The 15,262-nt window shown below is 63.1% G+C and carries 15 protein-coding genes and 1 tRNA gene; 2 read left to right on the top strand and 14 right to left on the bottom strand.

Annotated features, from left to right (window positions below; all coding sequences use genetic code 11):
• Positions 1-39: 39 nt before the first annotated feature.
• Positions 40-423 carry a PD-(D/E)XK family putative nuclease gene (locus AB7C87_RS23490; protein ID WP_369731965.1) on the top strand — a complete coding sequence of 128 codons (384 nt, stop codon included), beginning with the start codon at positions 40-42 and terminating at the stop codon, positions 421-423.
• 57 nt (positions 424-480) lie between these two features.
• On the opposite strand, the gene AB7C87_RS23485 is transcribed toward AB7C87_RS23490, so the two are convergent.
• The 12 genes from AB7C87_RS23485 to rpl18a all read right to left on the bottom strand — a co-directional run bounded on the left by AB7C87_RS23485 (position 481) and on the right by rpl18a (position 11,806).
• Positions 481-1,179, bottom strand: coding sequence for an HNH endonuclease (locus tag AB7C87_RS23485; RefSeq protein WP_369731964.1), 699 nt, complete (start codon positions 1,177-1,179; stop codon positions 481-483).
• A gap of 330 nt (positions 1,180-1,509) precedes the next feature.
• The gene (locus AB7C87_RS23480; RefSeq protein WP_369731963.1) at positions 1,510-3,276 is read right to left on the bottom strand and encodes a DUF7845 domain-containing protein; all 1,767 of its coding nucleotides are present in this window, start codon (positions 3,274-3,276) and stop codon (positions 1,510-1,512) included.
• Complete coding sequence (locus tag AB7C87_RS23475) at positions 3,273-3,473, bottom strand: hypothetical protein (protein WP_369731962.1); 201 nt, start codon at positions 3,471-3,473, stop codon at positions 3,273-3,275. The genes AB7C87_RS23480 and AB7C87_RS23475 overlap by 4 nt, the downstream gene beginning before the upstream one ends.
• Before the next feature lie 110 nt (positions 3,474-3,583).
• Positions 3,584-4,099, bottom strand: coding sequence for a PD-(D/E)XK family putative nuclease (locus AB7C87_RS23470; RefSeq protein ID WP_369731961.1), 516 nt, complete (start codon positions 4,097-4,099; stop codon positions 3,584-3,586).
• A complete protein-coding gene (locus tag AB7C87_RS23465) occupies positions 4,096-4,338 on the bottom strand; it encodes a hypothetical protein (RefSeq protein ID WP_369731960.1) in 243 nt (80 codons plus the stop codon). Before AB7C87_RS23465 ends, AB7C87_RS23470 begins: the two co-directional genes overlap by 4 nt.
• 201 nt (positions 4,339-4,539) lie before the next feature.
• A tRNA-Arg gene (locus AB7C87_RS23460) sits at positions 4,540-4,614 on the bottom strand.
• A 93-nt stretch (positions 4,615-4,707) separates the two neighbouring features.
• A complete protein-coding gene (locus AB7C87_RS23455; RefSeq protein ID WP_369731959.1) occupies positions 4,708-6,585 on the bottom strand; it encodes a Coenzyme F420 hydrogenase/dehydrogenase, beta subunit C-terminal domain in 1,878 nt (625 codons plus the stop codon).
• Positions 6,575-8,326, bottom strand: a complete 1,752-nt coding sequence (locus AB7C87_RS23450; protein WP_369731958.1) for a nitrite/sulfite reductase — start codon at positions 8,324-8,326, stop codon at positions 6,575-6,577. The genes AB7C87_RS23455 and AB7C87_RS23450 overlap by 11 nt, the downstream gene beginning before the upstream one ends.
• Before the next feature lie 431 nt (positions 8,327-8,757).
• The gene (locus AB7C87_RS23445) at positions 8,758-9,603 is read right to left on the bottom strand and encodes an NmrA/HSCARG family protein (RefSeq protein ID WP_369731957.1); all 846 of its coding nucleotides are present in this window, start codon (positions 9,601-9,603) and stop codon (positions 8,758-8,760) included.
• A gap of 175 nt (positions 9,604-9,778) precedes the next feature.
• On the bottom strand, positions 9,779-11,173 hold the full coding sequence (ftsY, locus tag AB7C87_RS23440; protein ID WP_369731956.1) for a signal recognition particle-docking protein FtsY: 1,395 nt from the start codon (positions 11,171-11,173) through the stop codon (positions 9,779-9,781).
• 10 nt (positions 11,174-11,183) lie between these two features.
• Entirely contained in the window at positions 11,184-11,633 is a 450-nt protein-coding gene (pfdA, locus tag AB7C87_RS23435) for a prefoldin subunit alpha (RefSeq protein ID WP_369731955.1), read from the bottom strand.
• Positions 11,630-11,806, bottom strand: a complete 177-nt coding sequence (gene rpl18a / locus AB7C87_RS23430) for a 50S ribosomal protein L18Ae (protein WP_369731954.1) — start codon at positions 11,804-11,806, stop codon at positions 11,630-11,632. Before rpl18a ends, pfdA begins: the two co-directional genes overlap by 4 nt.
• A gap of 202 nt (positions 11,807-12,008) precedes the next feature.
• Between rpl18a and AB7C87_RS23425 the strand changes: the two genes are divergently transcribed.
• Entirely contained in the window at positions 12,009-12,320 is a 312-nt protein-coding gene (locus tag AB7C87_RS23425; protein WP_369731952.1) for an ASCH domain-containing protein, read from the top strand.
• Positions 12,321-12,332: 12 nt separating this feature from the next.
• Here the strand turns inward: AB7C87_RS23425 and AB7C87_RS23420 are convergent, their stop codons facing one another.
• Together AB7C87_RS23420 and AB7C87_RS23415 are read right to left on the bottom strand one after the other, a co-directional pair.
• On the bottom strand, positions 12,333-13,136 hold the full coding sequence (locus AB7C87_RS23420; protein WP_369731951.1) for a DUF7847 domain-containing protein: 804 nt from the start codon (positions 13,134-13,136) through the stop codon (positions 12,333-12,335).
• Between the two features lie 116 nt (positions 13,137-13,252).
• Complete coding sequence (locus AB7C87_RS23415) at positions 13,253-15,253, bottom strand: sensor histidine kinase (RefSeq protein ID WP_369731949.1); 2,001 nt, start codon at positions 15,251-15,253, stop codon at positions 13,253-13,255.
• Positions 15,254-15,262: the final 9 nt, after the last annotated feature.

Genomic DNA, 15,262 nt, shown 5'->3' with positions numbered 1-15,262 from the left:
GGAGTTGATATATATCGGCGCGCGTAGCGCGTGGTCCGCGTGAATCGATCGAAGCGAGCCAACCACTTCGGCACGATCTGCGAGAAGCGCATGGCGAAGAAACGTCGGTTCTCCCTCGAGCGATCGTCGTGGCACGATGCTCGCTTTCAGAACGGAACGCCCGTCGAAATCAAGAGCACCATGCTCGAGCACAGCGACGGCCAGCCGGGAAACTTCAAAATCTATCGGGCGTACCACGATCGGCTCCGACAGGCCGACGGCTGGTACTGTTTCGTCGTCTATCGGCCACACGGACGGTCAGGCTGTACGATTCTGAAAGATCGAATGTGCAAGGCTGAGAATCTGCCGTTACTCCGATGGCACGGTGGCGGGAAACATCGTGAGACTGAACAAGCGAAGGTATCGATTTCAGACATTTTCTAATTGTATTTGTCGCCTGTGGTTTACGATACGATTCTTCAGAATTATGGCTCAGGTAATTCACTGTATGTTATTGTCGAAATTACGCTTTCGGCGATTTCCTTCAACCTGAAAATACTGAATTGCTAATTGTGTAATCTGAGTTATGGTAAATGTAACTTGAATTATCTCATACTCTGTCCATTCCTGGTTATGTTTATACGCTGGAATACCATTGACTGGTCGATATAGTGCCGAAAGATGACTATGAAGCATCTTGAGGTCATCAAACGTGACTAATATTGCATGATCTCCATTATCCATTTCCTCAGGAAACTCCTCATGTGGCTCCCAATCAAGTACATCACGCAAGCACTCAATATCACCTTCTCCAACATGAACGAGTAAATTCGATGGGTTAAATTCGTGTGCTAGATCATTGAGCAATTCCGGTGGTAGCTTCGGCACCTGCGGTGGTTGCTCTTCATGTTCCTGTTTCCATCTCTCAAGAACCTTCGCAGGAAATTCATCAGGAGAATCATCTACGAGTTTGTGGTGATTTCGACATAGCAGAATCCTATTTGAATATGATTCTCTCTCATCTGTACCCATATCTGCGTCATATCGTGATCCACCGGGCTTCTGCGCATGGATGTGACACATCTCTCCAATGACACTATTTCGGTCAAAATCAATCAATTGTTGATCACAATCAGGGAAAGCACATTGATTTCCTGATGCCGTCCATAATTTCTTAATATCTTTTCTTGAGAGAGTCATGGTCTACCACAGAGTTAGCCCGAATTGGAGTGAGTATTATTAAAATTGTTTCTTTGTCGACTAGGCGGAGAATCTATTTTTGCGCTGTCGCCAAGGCGACAGTGCGGAGGCGTGGCGGTTGATTTGTGATCTTGGCCTTAGCCACACCCCCTAACCCGGAATTCGACCCGCAGGGTCGGATTCCGGAATGGGTGCGGCCGGGGCCGACCGGAGCGAAAGCGAGGATCGGGCCCGGCCGCACGCGCCGCGACCGGCCCAAACCGGGGTGATACACGCTGAAACGACCGAAAAGAAGTGTGTTCGGTAGTGTTGCCACTCACGAGGACCGCGCTACCGGGTGGTCCCGACCCGGTTTTTCTTCCAGCGCGGCAGGTTCTCGCGTTCGGCCTCGAGTCGCGATCGCGTCGGGCAACGGGAATGCTCTGCGTCTTTGTCGTACGTCGATCCGCTGAACGGCTGATCTTTCAGGTCTCGCCACCGGATCATGGTGCCGTCGGCGAGTTCGACCCGGATGTGAACGCCGTGATGGGTCCCGAAACGGTCGCAGACCGCGGTGTACGCCTCGCGAGCGATTTCCTTCGCGTGGTCGCGAGTGCGGGCCGTCACGCGCGGTTTCAACAGAGCGCGACAGTCGTCACGGCTTCTATCGATCCCGGCGTCGTACCGACGCACGAACGCATCCAGCGCGTCGCTCGTGACGCCCTGGGACGCTTCGGCGACTTCCATCACCGTTGATCCAACTTCCCGCCGAAACTGTTCCTCGGCCGACCTGACGCGTTTCAGCATCTCCTGGGCCGCGTAGTCGCTCGTGATCGACAACTGTCCGTAGCTGTGCTCGACGAATCCCTCGAGTCGGTCGACGGCGCGAAGCACGGTATCGTAACAGTATCCCGTCTCGTCGGCTGTCTCCTGGGGCGAGACCTCGCCGCCGTCGGTGAGCAACATATCGACAACGGCTCCGTCCGACGGGTTCATGTCGCCCCACAAGCGCATCACGGCCGCTTCCTGCTCGCTCTCGATTTTCGGAAGCGGACAGTCGACGATCTTCAACGACCGCCGCTCGCGGTCGTCTGGATCGAAATACGCATCCTCGTGGTACTGTTCGCCGCCGATCACATCCAGCCCAGCCCATTCGAGCAGGTTCGCCAGCAGTTCCTCGAGCTCGCGTCGGAGATCGTGGCGGTCGAGTTCGTCGTCGTCGCGTTCCCAGTAGACGGTTCGATCCGTTGCACTCGTCTGGTAGCCAACCTCGAGTTTCGGGTGCCAGCCGTACTGGTCCGGATCGTACGTATCAGGGTCTCTCATGTAGTAGTGCTTCGCCTCTTTCCCGATCTCGTGGCCGCGAATGATCTTGCGCGCTCGCCCATCGTCGACGACGGTCGTCACGTAGTCACCCGGGCGGTCGCGGTTGTCTTCGACGTGTTTCCGATACCCCGAGCGGTCCGACTCGAGAAGCGAGTGCATCCTGGCGAGCGGGCCGTCCGCGGCGTACACCGGGCCGGACAGTGAGCGGAGTATTCGCACGTAGAGCGCGGCGTCTCCGATGTTGCTCGTGTGGTGGAACGTATCGAAGTATCGTCGAGGAATGCCGAACGCGGCGGCCGCTTCGGCGAGCAGGTCGGGGTATCGCTCGAAGTCGATGTTCGACGCCTGTACCTGCGCGTCGATGTACGGTACTCCGAGGTCCATGTAGCCGTTCACGTCCGAGATTTGCCCCGTCTCGTCATCCTGTTTCTTCATATCGGGCCACCGCGGTCGGAAGGTGATCGTTCCACCCTTCACCCGCTGGTTCCGATCGGCGCGCTTCCCGTCGTCGGTCCCGTCTTCGCATACGAAATAGATCCGGTACAGATACGCCGTCTCGAGGCGGTAGGACGGGTCAGACCACGGAAGTATGGGCTGTTCGTCGTAGTCGAGACACACCCGCCAGGTTTCGCCGCCGCTCTCGTACGTTGCGGTCGGCTTTCCGTCGTTCGCCCAGTCGTGATTCTTCCGAACGTCCGTGAGCGCGTAGTACGGCTTCAGCGCCTCTCGCACGAGGTGAAAGTGGGCGTCGAACTCGTGGCACTGGAACCGGAGGAATTTCCGAGCGCTCACAGCAACCCCTCCCGTTCGGCGAAACACGCGGTACACAGCGGTACCGAATGCTGGAGTCGGGCCTTCACCTCGTAGCCGACGTAGCCGCAGTCGACGCACTCCGACCACGTTTCCGAAACCGTTTCCGATACTTCGTCATCGTCGTCTTCTTCCGGGGGGTCCCGCGGCTCGAGGCCGAAGGCAGTCAGGTCCGACATCGGTCATCGCCCCCGATCTTCAGCGAGATCCGACCGCCGGACAAGATCGGCCCCGCACTCCGTACAGCGGTAGCACTTCTCGCTCCAGGCACCGCAAACCGGACACAGCGTCACGGCCGCTCACCCCCTGACGGATCGACGGTCGTGGGATTGATTACGTGCGACCACGCGAGTTTCGCGACCTCATTCTCTGACCGTGGGCCGCCGACCTCGTACCACCGCCCGGCGAGCAGTTCGTCCACGATCGTCGCCGGGACGATCGCACGAGCAACCTGGGGAAGCCCCGGCCGCGGCAGGTAGACGACGAACAGGTACATCCCGCCCGCCTCGAGCAGTCGGGAATGGGCTTCGCGCTTGACGTAGAACCGTCCGCGCGTCGATCCGCTCCCGTTGCTCGTCCGTATCTGACAGCCCTTGATTTCGACCGGAACGCCCGGCTCAACGACCACAACTCCGTAGAACGGCAGACTCTCGGCCGGTTCGAGAAGCGTCGTCGTTCGGGCATCATGCCACGTTGCGGTCCGATCACCGACGAACTCGAGAGCGTCGATGCACTGAATCAGGTCCGCCTCGAGCGCGTCCCCGCTCGCTTTCGGACTCTCGAGGGCGGAGGCTCGGGAACTCACTCGCGCTCACCTCCGTCCGTGAGCATGGGCGGGAGTCGAACCGAATCCGTCCGCCGGAGCCGTTGGGAACAGCCTTTCGCGTGGCCCGCTTCGCCGTCTTTGTTGAGCAGACGAGTACACCGGGCCTTGCACTCGGGGCAGACGAACTCCCGAGAGGTGCGCGGTCGCGGGTGCGATCTGATTCGCCGATCGAGTTCGTCCCGGTCGATCTCTTCGAGAAGGTTCTCGAGCGACTTCACGCGGACCACCTCGGTGAAATAGTGGCGTCTCGACGCTGTAATCCGAGAATGAAAATCGCCCGCAAGCGAAGGGGGGCGTTCACCTGTTGAACGGAATCCCGATTCTCAGGACGAATAATGAATCGCGAATCGGCCGATTCTCGACAGTAGCGGAACTGATGCGGACTTCCCGAGAGAAGTCCTAAAACGACGGTTTTGTAACGGGCACGATGGGATTTGAACCCACGACCGTCGGATTAGAAGTCCGACGCTCTTTCCGGACTGAGCTACGTGCCCTCGAGTACGATTGAACGACGGATCGGCATAAGCAGTGTGGATTTCCGTCCGCTCGAGACGCCGAAACGACGATGGGCGGGCCGAAATCCGTCCTTAGTGTCCCTTGTCGTGGGGGTTCAGCGCCGTCCCGTAGTTCTCGGCGTGGTCCGTGTAATCGATAAACCGCGGCGCGTCGGGGTCGAACGGCCGCTCTAAGCTCTCGAAGGCCTTCTTCTTGTCCCAGCCCTGGAGCTTGCCGACCGCCGAGCGGTCCTCTAAGTCGTGGTAGTCGAGTTTCGGCTCGGTGAGCTCCCACGCCTTCATCCCCTGGTCGGTGCGGATGATGACGCTCGAGTACTCGTCGGACGAGCCGACGGAGCCGACGGTGACGTCCGAACAGAAGCCGGTGAAGTCGGCACACTCGTCACAGCCTTTGAGCGCGGCGTCGTGGAAGTTCTCGACGTCTTCCTCGACGATCATCTCGCCGTCGTGGTCGTAGACCATCATCTTGCCGTGGAGGACGTCCATCTTGCCGATCTCCTCGGGCGAGATGTCGCGTTTTTCCTCCAACTGCTCGCCGATGAGGCTGTAGTAGTTGAAGTTCTTCGTACACATCAGCGAGATCGTGTAATCGACCGCGCGGATGCCCTCGTTCTGTTTCTGGTAGTCCCAGTCGAAGTCCTGCAGGGCGCGAATACCCTCGATCTCACACGGCGTGCCGACGAGCGCGAGCGAAAGGTCGTCCCAGTCTTTCTCGGGGAGTTTGTGCTCCCACTGCTTCAGGTCGAGGTTGCCGAGTGCGAGCGTCTGGTTGTAGACCGTGCCCGCGTTCTCGATGAGTTCTTCTTCCGTGGTCGCGAGGAAGCTCTCGGCCTTCCAGGGTTCGTCCTCGGACTCCGTCGCGATCAGCGCGCCGTCGATCTCGCCTTCCTCCAGCAGGGTGGCGAGGATGCCAGTGACGACGCCGCCGTCCTGGGCGCCGTCGGTCCAGTCGTCGTCGACCTTCGCGGAGAACTCCGTGATCGGGTCGCCCGCGCCTTTGACGTTGTCCTCGCCACCGGTGATCTTCCACTGGCGCTCGTAGCGGAGGCCGCCACGGGGACAGAAGTCCCAACAGAGCGAACAGCCGGTACACATCTTGACCAGCTTAGGCAGGTCGTCCTCGCCGACGCCGATCGAGTCCGAGGGACAGGCGGCGACACAGGTTCCACACTGGATACAGCGGTCGGCGCCGATGACTGCCTCGTCGAGTTCCATGAACCAGGTCTTCTCGTCCGGCGTCTCGATGTCGTTCATCTGTGAACGGATCGAGTACTCGGGGGTGTCGAGGTCGACGCCTTCCGGAATCCCGACGCGGACGTCCGGCGCGTCGTCGTAGACGTCCTGGCTCACACCCTCGGCCGGTTCGGTGAACTCGAGGTCGCCGAGGTTGCCCTCGCTGTCGACGTTGCTCACGCCCGCGCCATCGGTTGCGACGCGTTTGCCGTCGGCCGACGGGGTGTGGTCGGCGGTCTTCTCGCCGCACGTACAGGTCGACGGGGAGCAGGCCTCGCCAGCATCGCCGCCGTCCGTCGCGATGGCACCCTCTCGAGCGTGATCCGTTCCGTCTCGAGACCGCGGTGCGGCGCTCCCGCTTTCGGGGACCATCACAGCTTCGTCGTCGTCCGTGCTCGATTCGGGGACGCCCGGGAAGACCGGGTCGTCGTCCTTGCTGCTCGCTCGCTTTTTCGAGGACTCACTGCGTTCGTCCTCGCGGCTCGCGGCGTCGCCGTCTTCTCGCGGGCTTCGCCCGCTCGAATGGTCCGCGGAGCGAAGCTCCGCGCTACTCGCTCGGTCCGAGGCCTCCCGTCGGTCGGCCTCGCGGCTCGCGTGTCGCTTCTCGCTCGCGGTTCCACCGCTCGCGTTCTCGGGATCCTCACGTCGTTCGGATCCCGCCGCTCCCGCTCGCTTTTTCGAGGACTCACTGCGTTCGTCCTCGCCCTCAATCCCCATGGGCAACACCTCGAGCGACCGGGGCGTCGGCCCCTTGCATGATCTGGCGCAGTCGCGTGTTGTCGACGCGGCGACACCAGGCGTAGAACGTCTCGCCGTCCTCGCGGTCGGCGTTGTAGGCCTCGAACTCGTCGGCTTCGATCTGCGCCCTCGGTTCGTAGCCATCCTCGCGGTCGGCGTTGTAGGCCTCGAACAGTTGCTCGAGCGCCGGGATGACGGCCTCGGCCGGTACGGCGCTTTCGATCCAATCCAGGAACTCGTTGTCGGTGCCGAGCGATCCGCCGAGGCCGAAGTCCATCCCTTCGACGATGTCGGAGCCGTCTTCGTCGTCGATTTTTACGGTCTCGCCGCGGAAGCCGATATCGGCGATCTGTGGCTGAGCGCAGGATGCCGAACAGCCGGACATGTGCATCCGAATCGCCTCGATGTCGTCGGGGACGTCGATACGCTCGTCGAGTTCGCGCGCCCAGCGTTTGGTGCGCTTTTTCGTCTCGATGATCGCGTAGTTACAGAACTCGTTGCCCGTACAGCCGACGGCGCCCCGCGAGAACGGCCCCGGATCGGGCTGGTACTCCTGGGCGAAGGGCTCGGCCAGCAGGTCGTCGACGTTCTCCTCGGGGATGTGGCTGATGAGGAAGTTCTGGTCGGTTGCGAGGCGAACCGAGGCGTCCTCGGTGCCGTATTTCTCCGCGGCGCGGGCGGCCGCGGCGAACTCGTCGCCGCCCATGCGGCCGGCGATGACGTTGAAACCGACGTATTTCAGGCCGTCCTGTTTCTGGTCGTGGACGCCGACGTGGTCGCCCCGATAGCCTTCGGTCAGTCCGTCGCCCGCCGTTGGCAGGGAAACGGTACAGCGGTCGCGGACCGCTTCCTCGAACTTTTCGGGACCCATCTGCTCGACGAGGTAGCGCATCCGGCAGACGCCGCGGTTGTTTCGGTCGCCGAGTTCCTTGAACGTCTGGGCGACCGCACGACAGAATTCGACGGCGTCTTCAGGCTCGATGAAGACGTCGAGTTCCGAACCCATCCGCGGCCCGTCGGAGAGGCCGCCGCCGACGCGGGCGTGGAAGCCATAGAGGTACTCCCCGTCGAGTTCCTTCTTCGCCGGCACGAGCCCGATGTCGTTGATCTGGGACTGAGCACAGTCGTGTTTACAGCCGGTGATCGTCAGCTTGAACTTCCGCGGCAGGTTCGCGTACTCGCGGTTGCCGGTGAAGTACTCGGAGACGGCGTCGATAACCGGCTGGGCGTTGAAACACTCGTGGTCGTCCAGCCCGGCCGCCGGACAGCCGAGTACGTTCCGGGCGGAGTCGCCACAGCCTTGGACCGTCGTCAGGCCCACCTCGTCGTAGCGATCCCACATCTCGGGGACGTCCTCGACCCGAATCCAGTGTTTCTGGATGTCCTGGCGGGTCGTGATGTCGACGTAGGCGTCACCCCAGAGTTCGTTCTGGTTCTCGCCGCCGTACTCCGCCGGTGCGACGGCGTAGTCCTCGGCGCACTCGCCGATGACCTCGGCCTGTTCGGGCGTCAGTTTCCCGCCAGGCACCTTGGTCCGAATCATGAAGAAGCCTTCCTGCTTCTGGGCGTACATGCCGGCCCACTTCAGGCGCTCCCACTCGCCGCCGCCGCCGCGGTTTTCGATCTCCTCGAACGTGAGCCCCTCCTCGGCGTACTCGTAGACGTCGTCGATGACGTCGAGGGGGTGTTTGTTCTGTTTGTACTGTTCGGTCGTGTTCACGCGAGACCACCTCCGTGGCCGAGTGTGAACACGAGTGAACTCGTTCGCTCGTTGTTCATTCGTCCCACCGCCTCCCGGCGCGGGGATTTCGGCCGTCAGTCGTACCGATTTCTTCGTAGCCCATCGTTTAGCGGGTAAAAACACTATAACGGTATACCTTCCCGTAATGGGGCGAAACCTGACGTCGGTCCTCCTATACGGAGAATATTGCCTCAAAACGCACCTGGTCCCGATCGCGGACGCTGTGGAATCGCCGCCGAGCGTGTTTTACGCGACGGTTTCTCTCACACCCGGCTCGAGAGCGTCACCGGAAGCGGCAAACTTCTCCGACGGGGCTCCCTGTGGGACGCTCCCATTCGATAGGCGGCCTCGGTCGCACATCGGCAACGAACTCGTCGTGACCGCATTCCCGAGACGCGCCTTTTTCGACGCTACCACTCCCGCTCGAGGTAGGTCTCGAGGCGGTTGAACGAGACGTCGTGATCGGCCCGGAGTTCGTCGATCGGCGACTCGTAGCCGGCCTCGTTGAACCACTCGAACATGACCGCGTACGCCTCGCCCTGGCTCTCCTCGATGTCGTCGATCGAGAGGTGATTGGCCCGGACGGGCGCGTCGAGGTGGTCCCCGAATCGAGCGGCCATCGCCCGGAGCGTGAGTTCGTCGCTCGCGAGTTCGTAGGCCTCGCCGACGTATCGGTCGGGATCGGCGAACGCCGCGGCGACGAACGCCCCCAGGTCTTCGATGTCGAGCACCTGCAACGAAACTCCCCACTCGAGGCCCATCCCGAGCGTTCCGTCCTCGATCGACTCGCGAAAGCCCTCGAAATTTTGCGCGAAAAAGACCGGCCGAACGACCGTCGTCGGCACCTCGAGTTCCGCGAAGCGCTCTTCGATCTCGTACTTCGAGTCGAAGTGGGAGATGCCGGTGTCGCGCTCGGCGCCACCAACCGAGGAGAAGACGACGTGTTCGACGCCCTCCGCGGCGGCGAGGTCGGCGACGTTCGTCCCCTGTTCGACCTCGTCGTCGTAGCCGTGTTCCCAGAAGTTCGTCACGCAGAAGACGCCGTCCGCGTCCTCGACGAGCGCCTCGATGCTGTTTTTCTCGCCGATGTCGCCCTCGACGACCTCCGCGCCTGCTTCGGCCAGTTCGTGGGCCGCCGGCTTGTTGTGGTCTCGAGTCAGCGCCACCACGTCGACGTCCCGCGCTAACAGGTGTCTCGCGACCGCGCCGCCTTGCGTGCCGGTCGAGCCGATGACGAGAATAGTGTCTCGGTCCATGCGGTCGTCCACACCACGACCACACGAAAGAATCTGTCACCCACACTCGCAACGACGTCGTCGTGATCGTCGGCGAGAGAGCTCCTCGGCGGTTCAGCGTAGGGAGAACGTCGAGGGCTCCCTCGAGATGGATCACGTTCGATAGCCGGCGGCGGCGGGGTCGGATCCGTGGCGACTACTCGTCGCCCTCGAGGAGTCGGTCGACCATCTCGTCGGGATCGAACCGTTCGATGTGGTCGTAGCCCTGGCCGACGCCGAGAAACAGGATGGGTTTCCCGGTGACGTGGGCGACCGAGATCGCCGCACCGCCGTTCGAGTCGGCGTCCGCCTTCGTGAGGATCGCGCCGTCGATCTCGGCCGCGTCGTCGAACTCGCGGGCGCGATTCACGGCGTCCTGACCGGCGACCGCCTCGTCGACGAAGATCGTCATGTCGGGGTCGACGACGCGGTCGATCTTCTCGAGTTGGTCCATCAGCCCCTCGTTGGTGTGAAGCCGTCCCGCGGTGTCGCCCAGCACGACGTCGACGTCGTTGGCCTCGGCGTACTCGACGGCGTCGTAGAGTACCGCGGCGGGATCGCCGCCTTGCTCGTGGCTGATGAGCTTCGTCTCGAGTGTGTCGGCGTGTTCCTGGATCTGTTCGTTGGCGCCGGCGCGGTAGGTGTCGCCGTTGGCCATCACGGTCGAGTACCCCCGCTGTTCGAAGTAGCGGCTCAGTTTCGCGATCGACGTCGTCTTTCCGACGCCGTTGACGCCGGTGAAGACGATGGTGACGGGTTTGTCCTCGACGGCAACGTGCTCGTCGAAGTCGAACTGGCCGACGCTGATGACGTCGTAGATCGCATCTCGAAGCGCCTCTTCGACGACGGCGCCCGTCGACGTCGTGAACGTCCGGGTTTCGCCGACCAGTTCGTCGCGGATGTTGTCGAGGATTTCCTCGGCGACGCCCATCTCGACGTCCGAAGAGAGCAAGGCGAGTTCGAGTTCCTGCAACGGCCCTTCGAGGTCCTCGGCCTCGATGACGAACTTCCCCTTGACGAGCGACTTCGCCTTCCGGCCGAAGCCGGTCGAGCCGTTTCCGCCGTCGTCGTCTTCCGTCCCGCTCGAGTCGTCTTCCGCGTCCGGTTCGTCCACCTCGGCGGTGTCGGCCGCGTCCGGTTCGTCAGCCTCGGTGGTGCTGGCCGCATCCCGCTCTCCGACGGCGTCGTCGGATGCCTCTGCCTCGAGGGCCGAATCGGACTCGAGGTCGGTTGTGCCGGCCTCGAGATCTGCAGTGTCCGACTGGCGTCCGTCGTCCGCCCCGAGGACTGCGTTGGCCTCGGTCTCGGCCGCGGAATCCGGTTCCGTCGGCGACGCGTCCGCGGTCGGCGCTGTGTCGGCGTTCGACTCGCCGCCGGGTGCTCCGTTCTCGGGTGCCTCGGGATCGGGCGCTTCCTCGAGTTCGTCCTCGGGTTCGGCGAGATCGGGCGCTTCCTCGAGTTCCTCGTCGTCGACCTCCTCGACGTTCTCTTCGGCGGCTTCCTCGGCGTCCTTCCGGAAGCTCCCGAGTTTCTCCTTCAGGTTGTCGAACATGGGGGTCGCCTCACTCGTCGAGGCCCTGTTCTTGACCCAGTTGCTGCATCTGCTGTTGCATCGCCTGTTGCTGGAGCTGTTGTGCCTGCTGTTCGAGTTCGGCGCTCTCGGACTCGAGTTCGGCGATCTGTTCGTTGACCTCGTCGATGTGTTCGTCGACGTTCTCCTTTTTGCTCTCGAGGGCGTCGACCGCGCCGTCCTGTTCGAATTCGGCCGCGTAGTCGGCGCCGAGTTCGACGATCGCCTCGTCGATGTCCTCGATCGTCGCGCGGAGGTAGGCACCGCCGCCGATCGGCACCTGGACGGTCGAGCCGGTCTCGAGCGTCTCGAGGGCGTCGACCGCTTCGTCGATCTCGGATTTCTCGTTCTGGAGGCCTTCGACGTTGTTCTGGAGGGCCCCGATCTGTTCTTGAATCTCTTGGAGCTCCTGGGAGAGCTGCTGGAGTTGCTGTTGGCTCATCGCTGTTCGACCTCCTCGAGGTCGATCTGGGTTCGTTTGAGTCCGTGGCGACTGCCGAGCTGTGAGAGGACGTGCTCGCGGGCGACGTCCTCGTTTTCGGCGTCGATCGTCGTCTCGAACTCGGCGAAGTCGTCGCGGTTCTTGAACCGACCGGTGACCGTAAATTGACTCATGGCTCTCACTCCGGCAGGCAGTCGGAAGAATCTTCCCTTCCGTCGGAGCGCTGGTCGGCGCCCCCCGTTCCCGCCGAACGGGTGGTCCGCTCGTTCTCGCCGACGGTTCCACCGTTCCAATCGCCGGTTGTAGTAGCCACTGCAACGATTTACACACAGACTCCGGCCAAACGATTTTGTTCGCCGGCGACGACGTCCGGATATGGGCGAGATCGATCCCGACGACTTGCTACCGAGTCCGCGGATGCGTGAGGGCGTCCACGAGGGCGAGGTGTCACAGATCCACCGCGGCCACCGGTACGCCGAGGAGGGCGACACGTTTTCGATCGACGGCGAGACGTTCGCGGTGACCGACGTGACCGAGCGCACGCTCGGGGATCTGACCGACGAGGACGCACGGGCGGAGGGAATGGCGGACCTCGAGGCCTACGAGCGCTTGCTCGAGCGCGCCCACGAGAACTTCGAGTGGGACGACGACAGCGAGGTCGTCCGTCACCGATTCGAACGCCGGTAGCGTCCGAGGCGGTCAGTTGCTCGCCGGTGTGGGAATCAACCGCGTGTAGTACGCCGTGTGAACGGTGTAGAGATACGAGTAGAGGAGGCCGGTGATGAGGACCCCCGCGAGGAGCGTGACCGCGTAGCCAACCGACTCGCCGATCCCGCCGACGAGGCCGGGTTCGACCAGCGCGAACTCGAGGCCGACGATCGGCACGAACGCGGCCATGCCGATTCCGACCCAGAGGATCGAGTAGCCGACGACGCTCAGCAGGTTCGACCGGACGAGGCTGGCGCTTCGCGAGAACGAGGAGAGCGCTCGTTCGCCCTCGACGACGATCGCCGTGTTGTAAAACTGTACGAACAGGAATACGACGAAGACGAGCAAGAAGAGCGCGAGCATCAGGAGAACTGCGAGGCCGGCTACCACCAGCCCCGCCGCTCCGGCGTCCGCTCCCGCGAACCCGATTCCGAGGGCGACTCCGAACACGGCGACGATCATACTGGCGAACATCGCGGCGAACAGTATCGTTCCGAACAGAAGCGACGCGCCGAGCAAGGAGAGGTAGTACGCCTTCCCCGATTCGGTGAGCTGAGTCAGCGTCGCCGTCGACCCCTCGAGCGCCTCGAGGGCCATCCCGATGATACCACCGAGGAGAAACGGCGAGAGGAGGAGCGCGATGACGAAGCCGACTGCCATCAGGATCCACGAGTCGACGAGTCCGCCTGCGGACGCCAGCTGACCGGCGACCGCGAGGAACAGACCGCCCAGTAGTATGACGGGGTTCTCGCGGAGAGCTGTCCAACCATCTCGAAATGCGGGGATTACTGCCATTGCACTCGAGAGTACGCAACCTGCCTACATAGCCGCGACGAAGACTCAAACGCCGTTTTGAGTCACGGTCGGGCCGTTACAATCGGAGTGATACCACCGATAAACGGCCGTGCCCGTCAGCTATCGATCGCGTCGACGCCGCGGAACGCAAACGCCGTCCCGTCTTCGTCCTCGGCGACGCCGAGATCCCAGCCGTGGGCGTCGGCGATGCGTTCGACGGTCTCGAGTTGGACCCCGGTGCCGTCGGCGTCGACCAGCAGTTCGGCGTCGGGGTCGGTACGACCGTGCTCGTCGTCGGACGCGGGTCGGTGTCCGGCGACGTAGAAGCCGTCGTCCGTTGCGCCGACGGTGACCGTGACGGGGCCGGCGGCGTCCGCGTTCACCCACGACGGCGTGTTCGCGTGTTCGATCTCGATCGCCGCCTGCAGGACGCACTCGAACAGCTCTCGCATCCGCTCGCGGTCGGCCGCGACGAGGAGGTCGTCCTCGGTGACGAGTTTCGCGTCTGCGGTGTCCGCGCCGATCCAGGCGCGGTGTGCCATCTCCCGGATACCGACCGGTTCCGTCTCGAGGTCGGTTCCGGCGACGTCGGTCAGCGCCTCGAGGAACTCCGAGAGTCGGTCGTGGGCGTCCTCGACCATCTCGAAGTGCTCGCGACTCCCGGTCTTCTCGGCCAGTTCGAGGTAGCCCCTGGCCGCGTTCAGCGGCGTCCGGCTCTCGTCTTCGACCAGTTCGGCGATCGTCTCGAGTCGGTCCGAGACCGCCGCCAACTCCCGTTTTCGACGCCGCGATTCGGTGACGTCCTCGTAGACCAACAGCCCGTCGCTCGGCTCGTCCGCGTCGTCCGTCTCCAGCGGGACGACGGTCAGGACGAAATCGCGAACGCCGTCGACGGTCCCGCGACGACACGGGAGCCTGTACTGTTCGTTCGAGTGGATCGCCTCGAGCAACGACGTTCGTTCCTCGACGAGACCGCTCGGGATCGCGTACTCGGCGACCGGAACGTTCGCGACCGCTTCGGCGGCATCGCCGAAGACCGCCTCGTGTGGGTCGTTGATGTCGGCGACGACCGGCAGTCCGTCCTCGAGTTCGTACCGGATCGTCGGCTCGGAGAGGCTCGCGACCACCGAGACGAGGTCGTTGCGGTCGGCCTCGAGCCGGTTTCGGTCGTTGACGAGCCGGTTGTACTGGGCGACGATCCGATCGCGTTCGCGCTGTAGCCGGTCGCGGTCGTTGCTGATTCCCGTCTCCGTCCAGTTGCGCTCGAGGATCGACGCGGCGGTTTCACACAGCCCCTCGAGCACCTCGAGATCCGTCGCGTCGAAGGCGCCGGGAAGCTCCGAGGCGACGTAGAGGACGCCGACGTCGCCGACCGGAACGCAACACAGCGATCGGACGTGCTCGAACGGTGGTTCGACCACCTCGAGATCCGCCAGGTCTGCGATCCGGATGGACTGTCGGGCTCGAAACGCCGCGCTGAGCGGGTCGTCGAGCGGCGTCGATCCGAGCTGTTCGTCGGGGACGGCCGACGAGACCGCCCGCGGCTGGAGTTCGCCGAAGTTGATCGTCGCGACCCAACAACACTCGAAGCCGAGTACGTCGACCGTACCGTCGACGAGCCGATCGAAGAGCCGGTCGCGTTCTCGACACGTCGCGATCGCGGCCGCCGTCTCGAGGATGGCGGTCCCCGTATCTCCTCCGCGGTCGCCAAGCGGCGGCTCCGTCGGCCGATCGGTGTCGCCGCCACAGCGCCAGGAAATCTCGTCGGCCAGGTGCAGTGGTCCATCCGCCGTTTCCCGCCGAACGTAGCCGTCGATGCCGGCGCTCGAGCGAGAGGCCGACGGTCCATCGCCGTAGAGGACGAGCGGCGTCGATCCGCACGCCTCGACGACCTCGAGCAGACTGGAGTCGTCGGGCTCGTTCGGTTCCGCGTAGACGACGCAGTCGACTTCGGGAGTCCACTCGCGAACTCGGTCGACCGACGCCGTCGGGTGAACCGTCCGCTCCGGTCCCTCGCGAACCGCCTCGAGTGCGTTCGCTCCGTCGCGGGCGTCGGTTTCCGTCGCGGCCACGTAGAGTATCAGAAGCGGCCGCGACCCCGGTGTCGGGTGTGCCATCGATGTCAT

It is taken from the genome of Natrarchaeobius versutus (assembly GCF_041205745.1).
In the GTDB taxonomy this organism is placed as follows: domain Archaea; phylum Halobacteriota; class Halobacteria; order Halobacteriales; family Natrialbaceae; genus Natrarchaeobius; species Natrarchaeobius versutus.
The sequence above is the reverse complement of the archived record's forward strand: the minus strand, read 5'-3'. Positions and strand labels throughout refer to the sequence as shown.

Bases quoted from the DNA above. Each gene is read 5' to 3' on its own strand.
- AB7C87_RS23485 (WP_369731964.1), bottom strand. From the start codon at position 1,179: ATGACTCTCTCAAGAAAAGATATTAAGAAATTATGGACGGCATCAGGA.
- AB7C87_RS23475 (WP_369731962.1), bottom strand. From the start codon at position 3,473: ATGTCGGACCTGACTGCCTTCGGCCTCGAGCCGCGGGACCCCCCGGAA.
- AB7C87_RS23455 (WP_369731959.1), bottom strand. From the start codon at position 6,585: ATGGGGATTGAGGGCGAGGACGAACGCAGTGAGTCCTCGAAAAAGCGA.
- AB7C87_RS23445 (WP_369731957.1), bottom strand. From the start codon at position 9,603: ATGGACCGAGACACTATTCTCGTCATCGGCTCGACCGGCACGCAAGGC.
- ftsY (WP_369731956.1), bottom strand. From the start codon at position 11,173: ATGTTCGACAACCTGAAGGAGAAACTCGGGAGCTTCCGGAAGGACGCC.
- pfdA (WP_369731955.1), bottom strand. From the start codon at position 11,633: ATGAGCCAACAGCAACTCCAGCAGCTCTCCCAGGAGCTCCAAGAGATT.
- rpl18a (WP_369731954.1), bottom strand. From the start codon at position 11,806: ATGAGTCAATTTACGGTCACCGGTCGGTTCAAGAACCGCGACGACTTC.
- AB7C87_RS23425 (WP_369731952.1), top strand. From the start codon at position 12,009: ATGGGCGAGATCGATCCCGACGACTTGCTACCGAGTCCGCGGATGCGT.
- AB7C87_RS23420 (WP_369731951.1), bottom strand. From the start codon at position 13,136: ATGGCAGTAATCCCCGCATTTCGAGATGGTTGGACAGCTCTCCGCGAG.
- AB7C87_RS23415 (WP_369731949.1), bottom strand. From the start codon at position 15,253: ATGGCACACCCGACACCGGGGTCGCGGCCGCTTCTGATACTCTACGTG.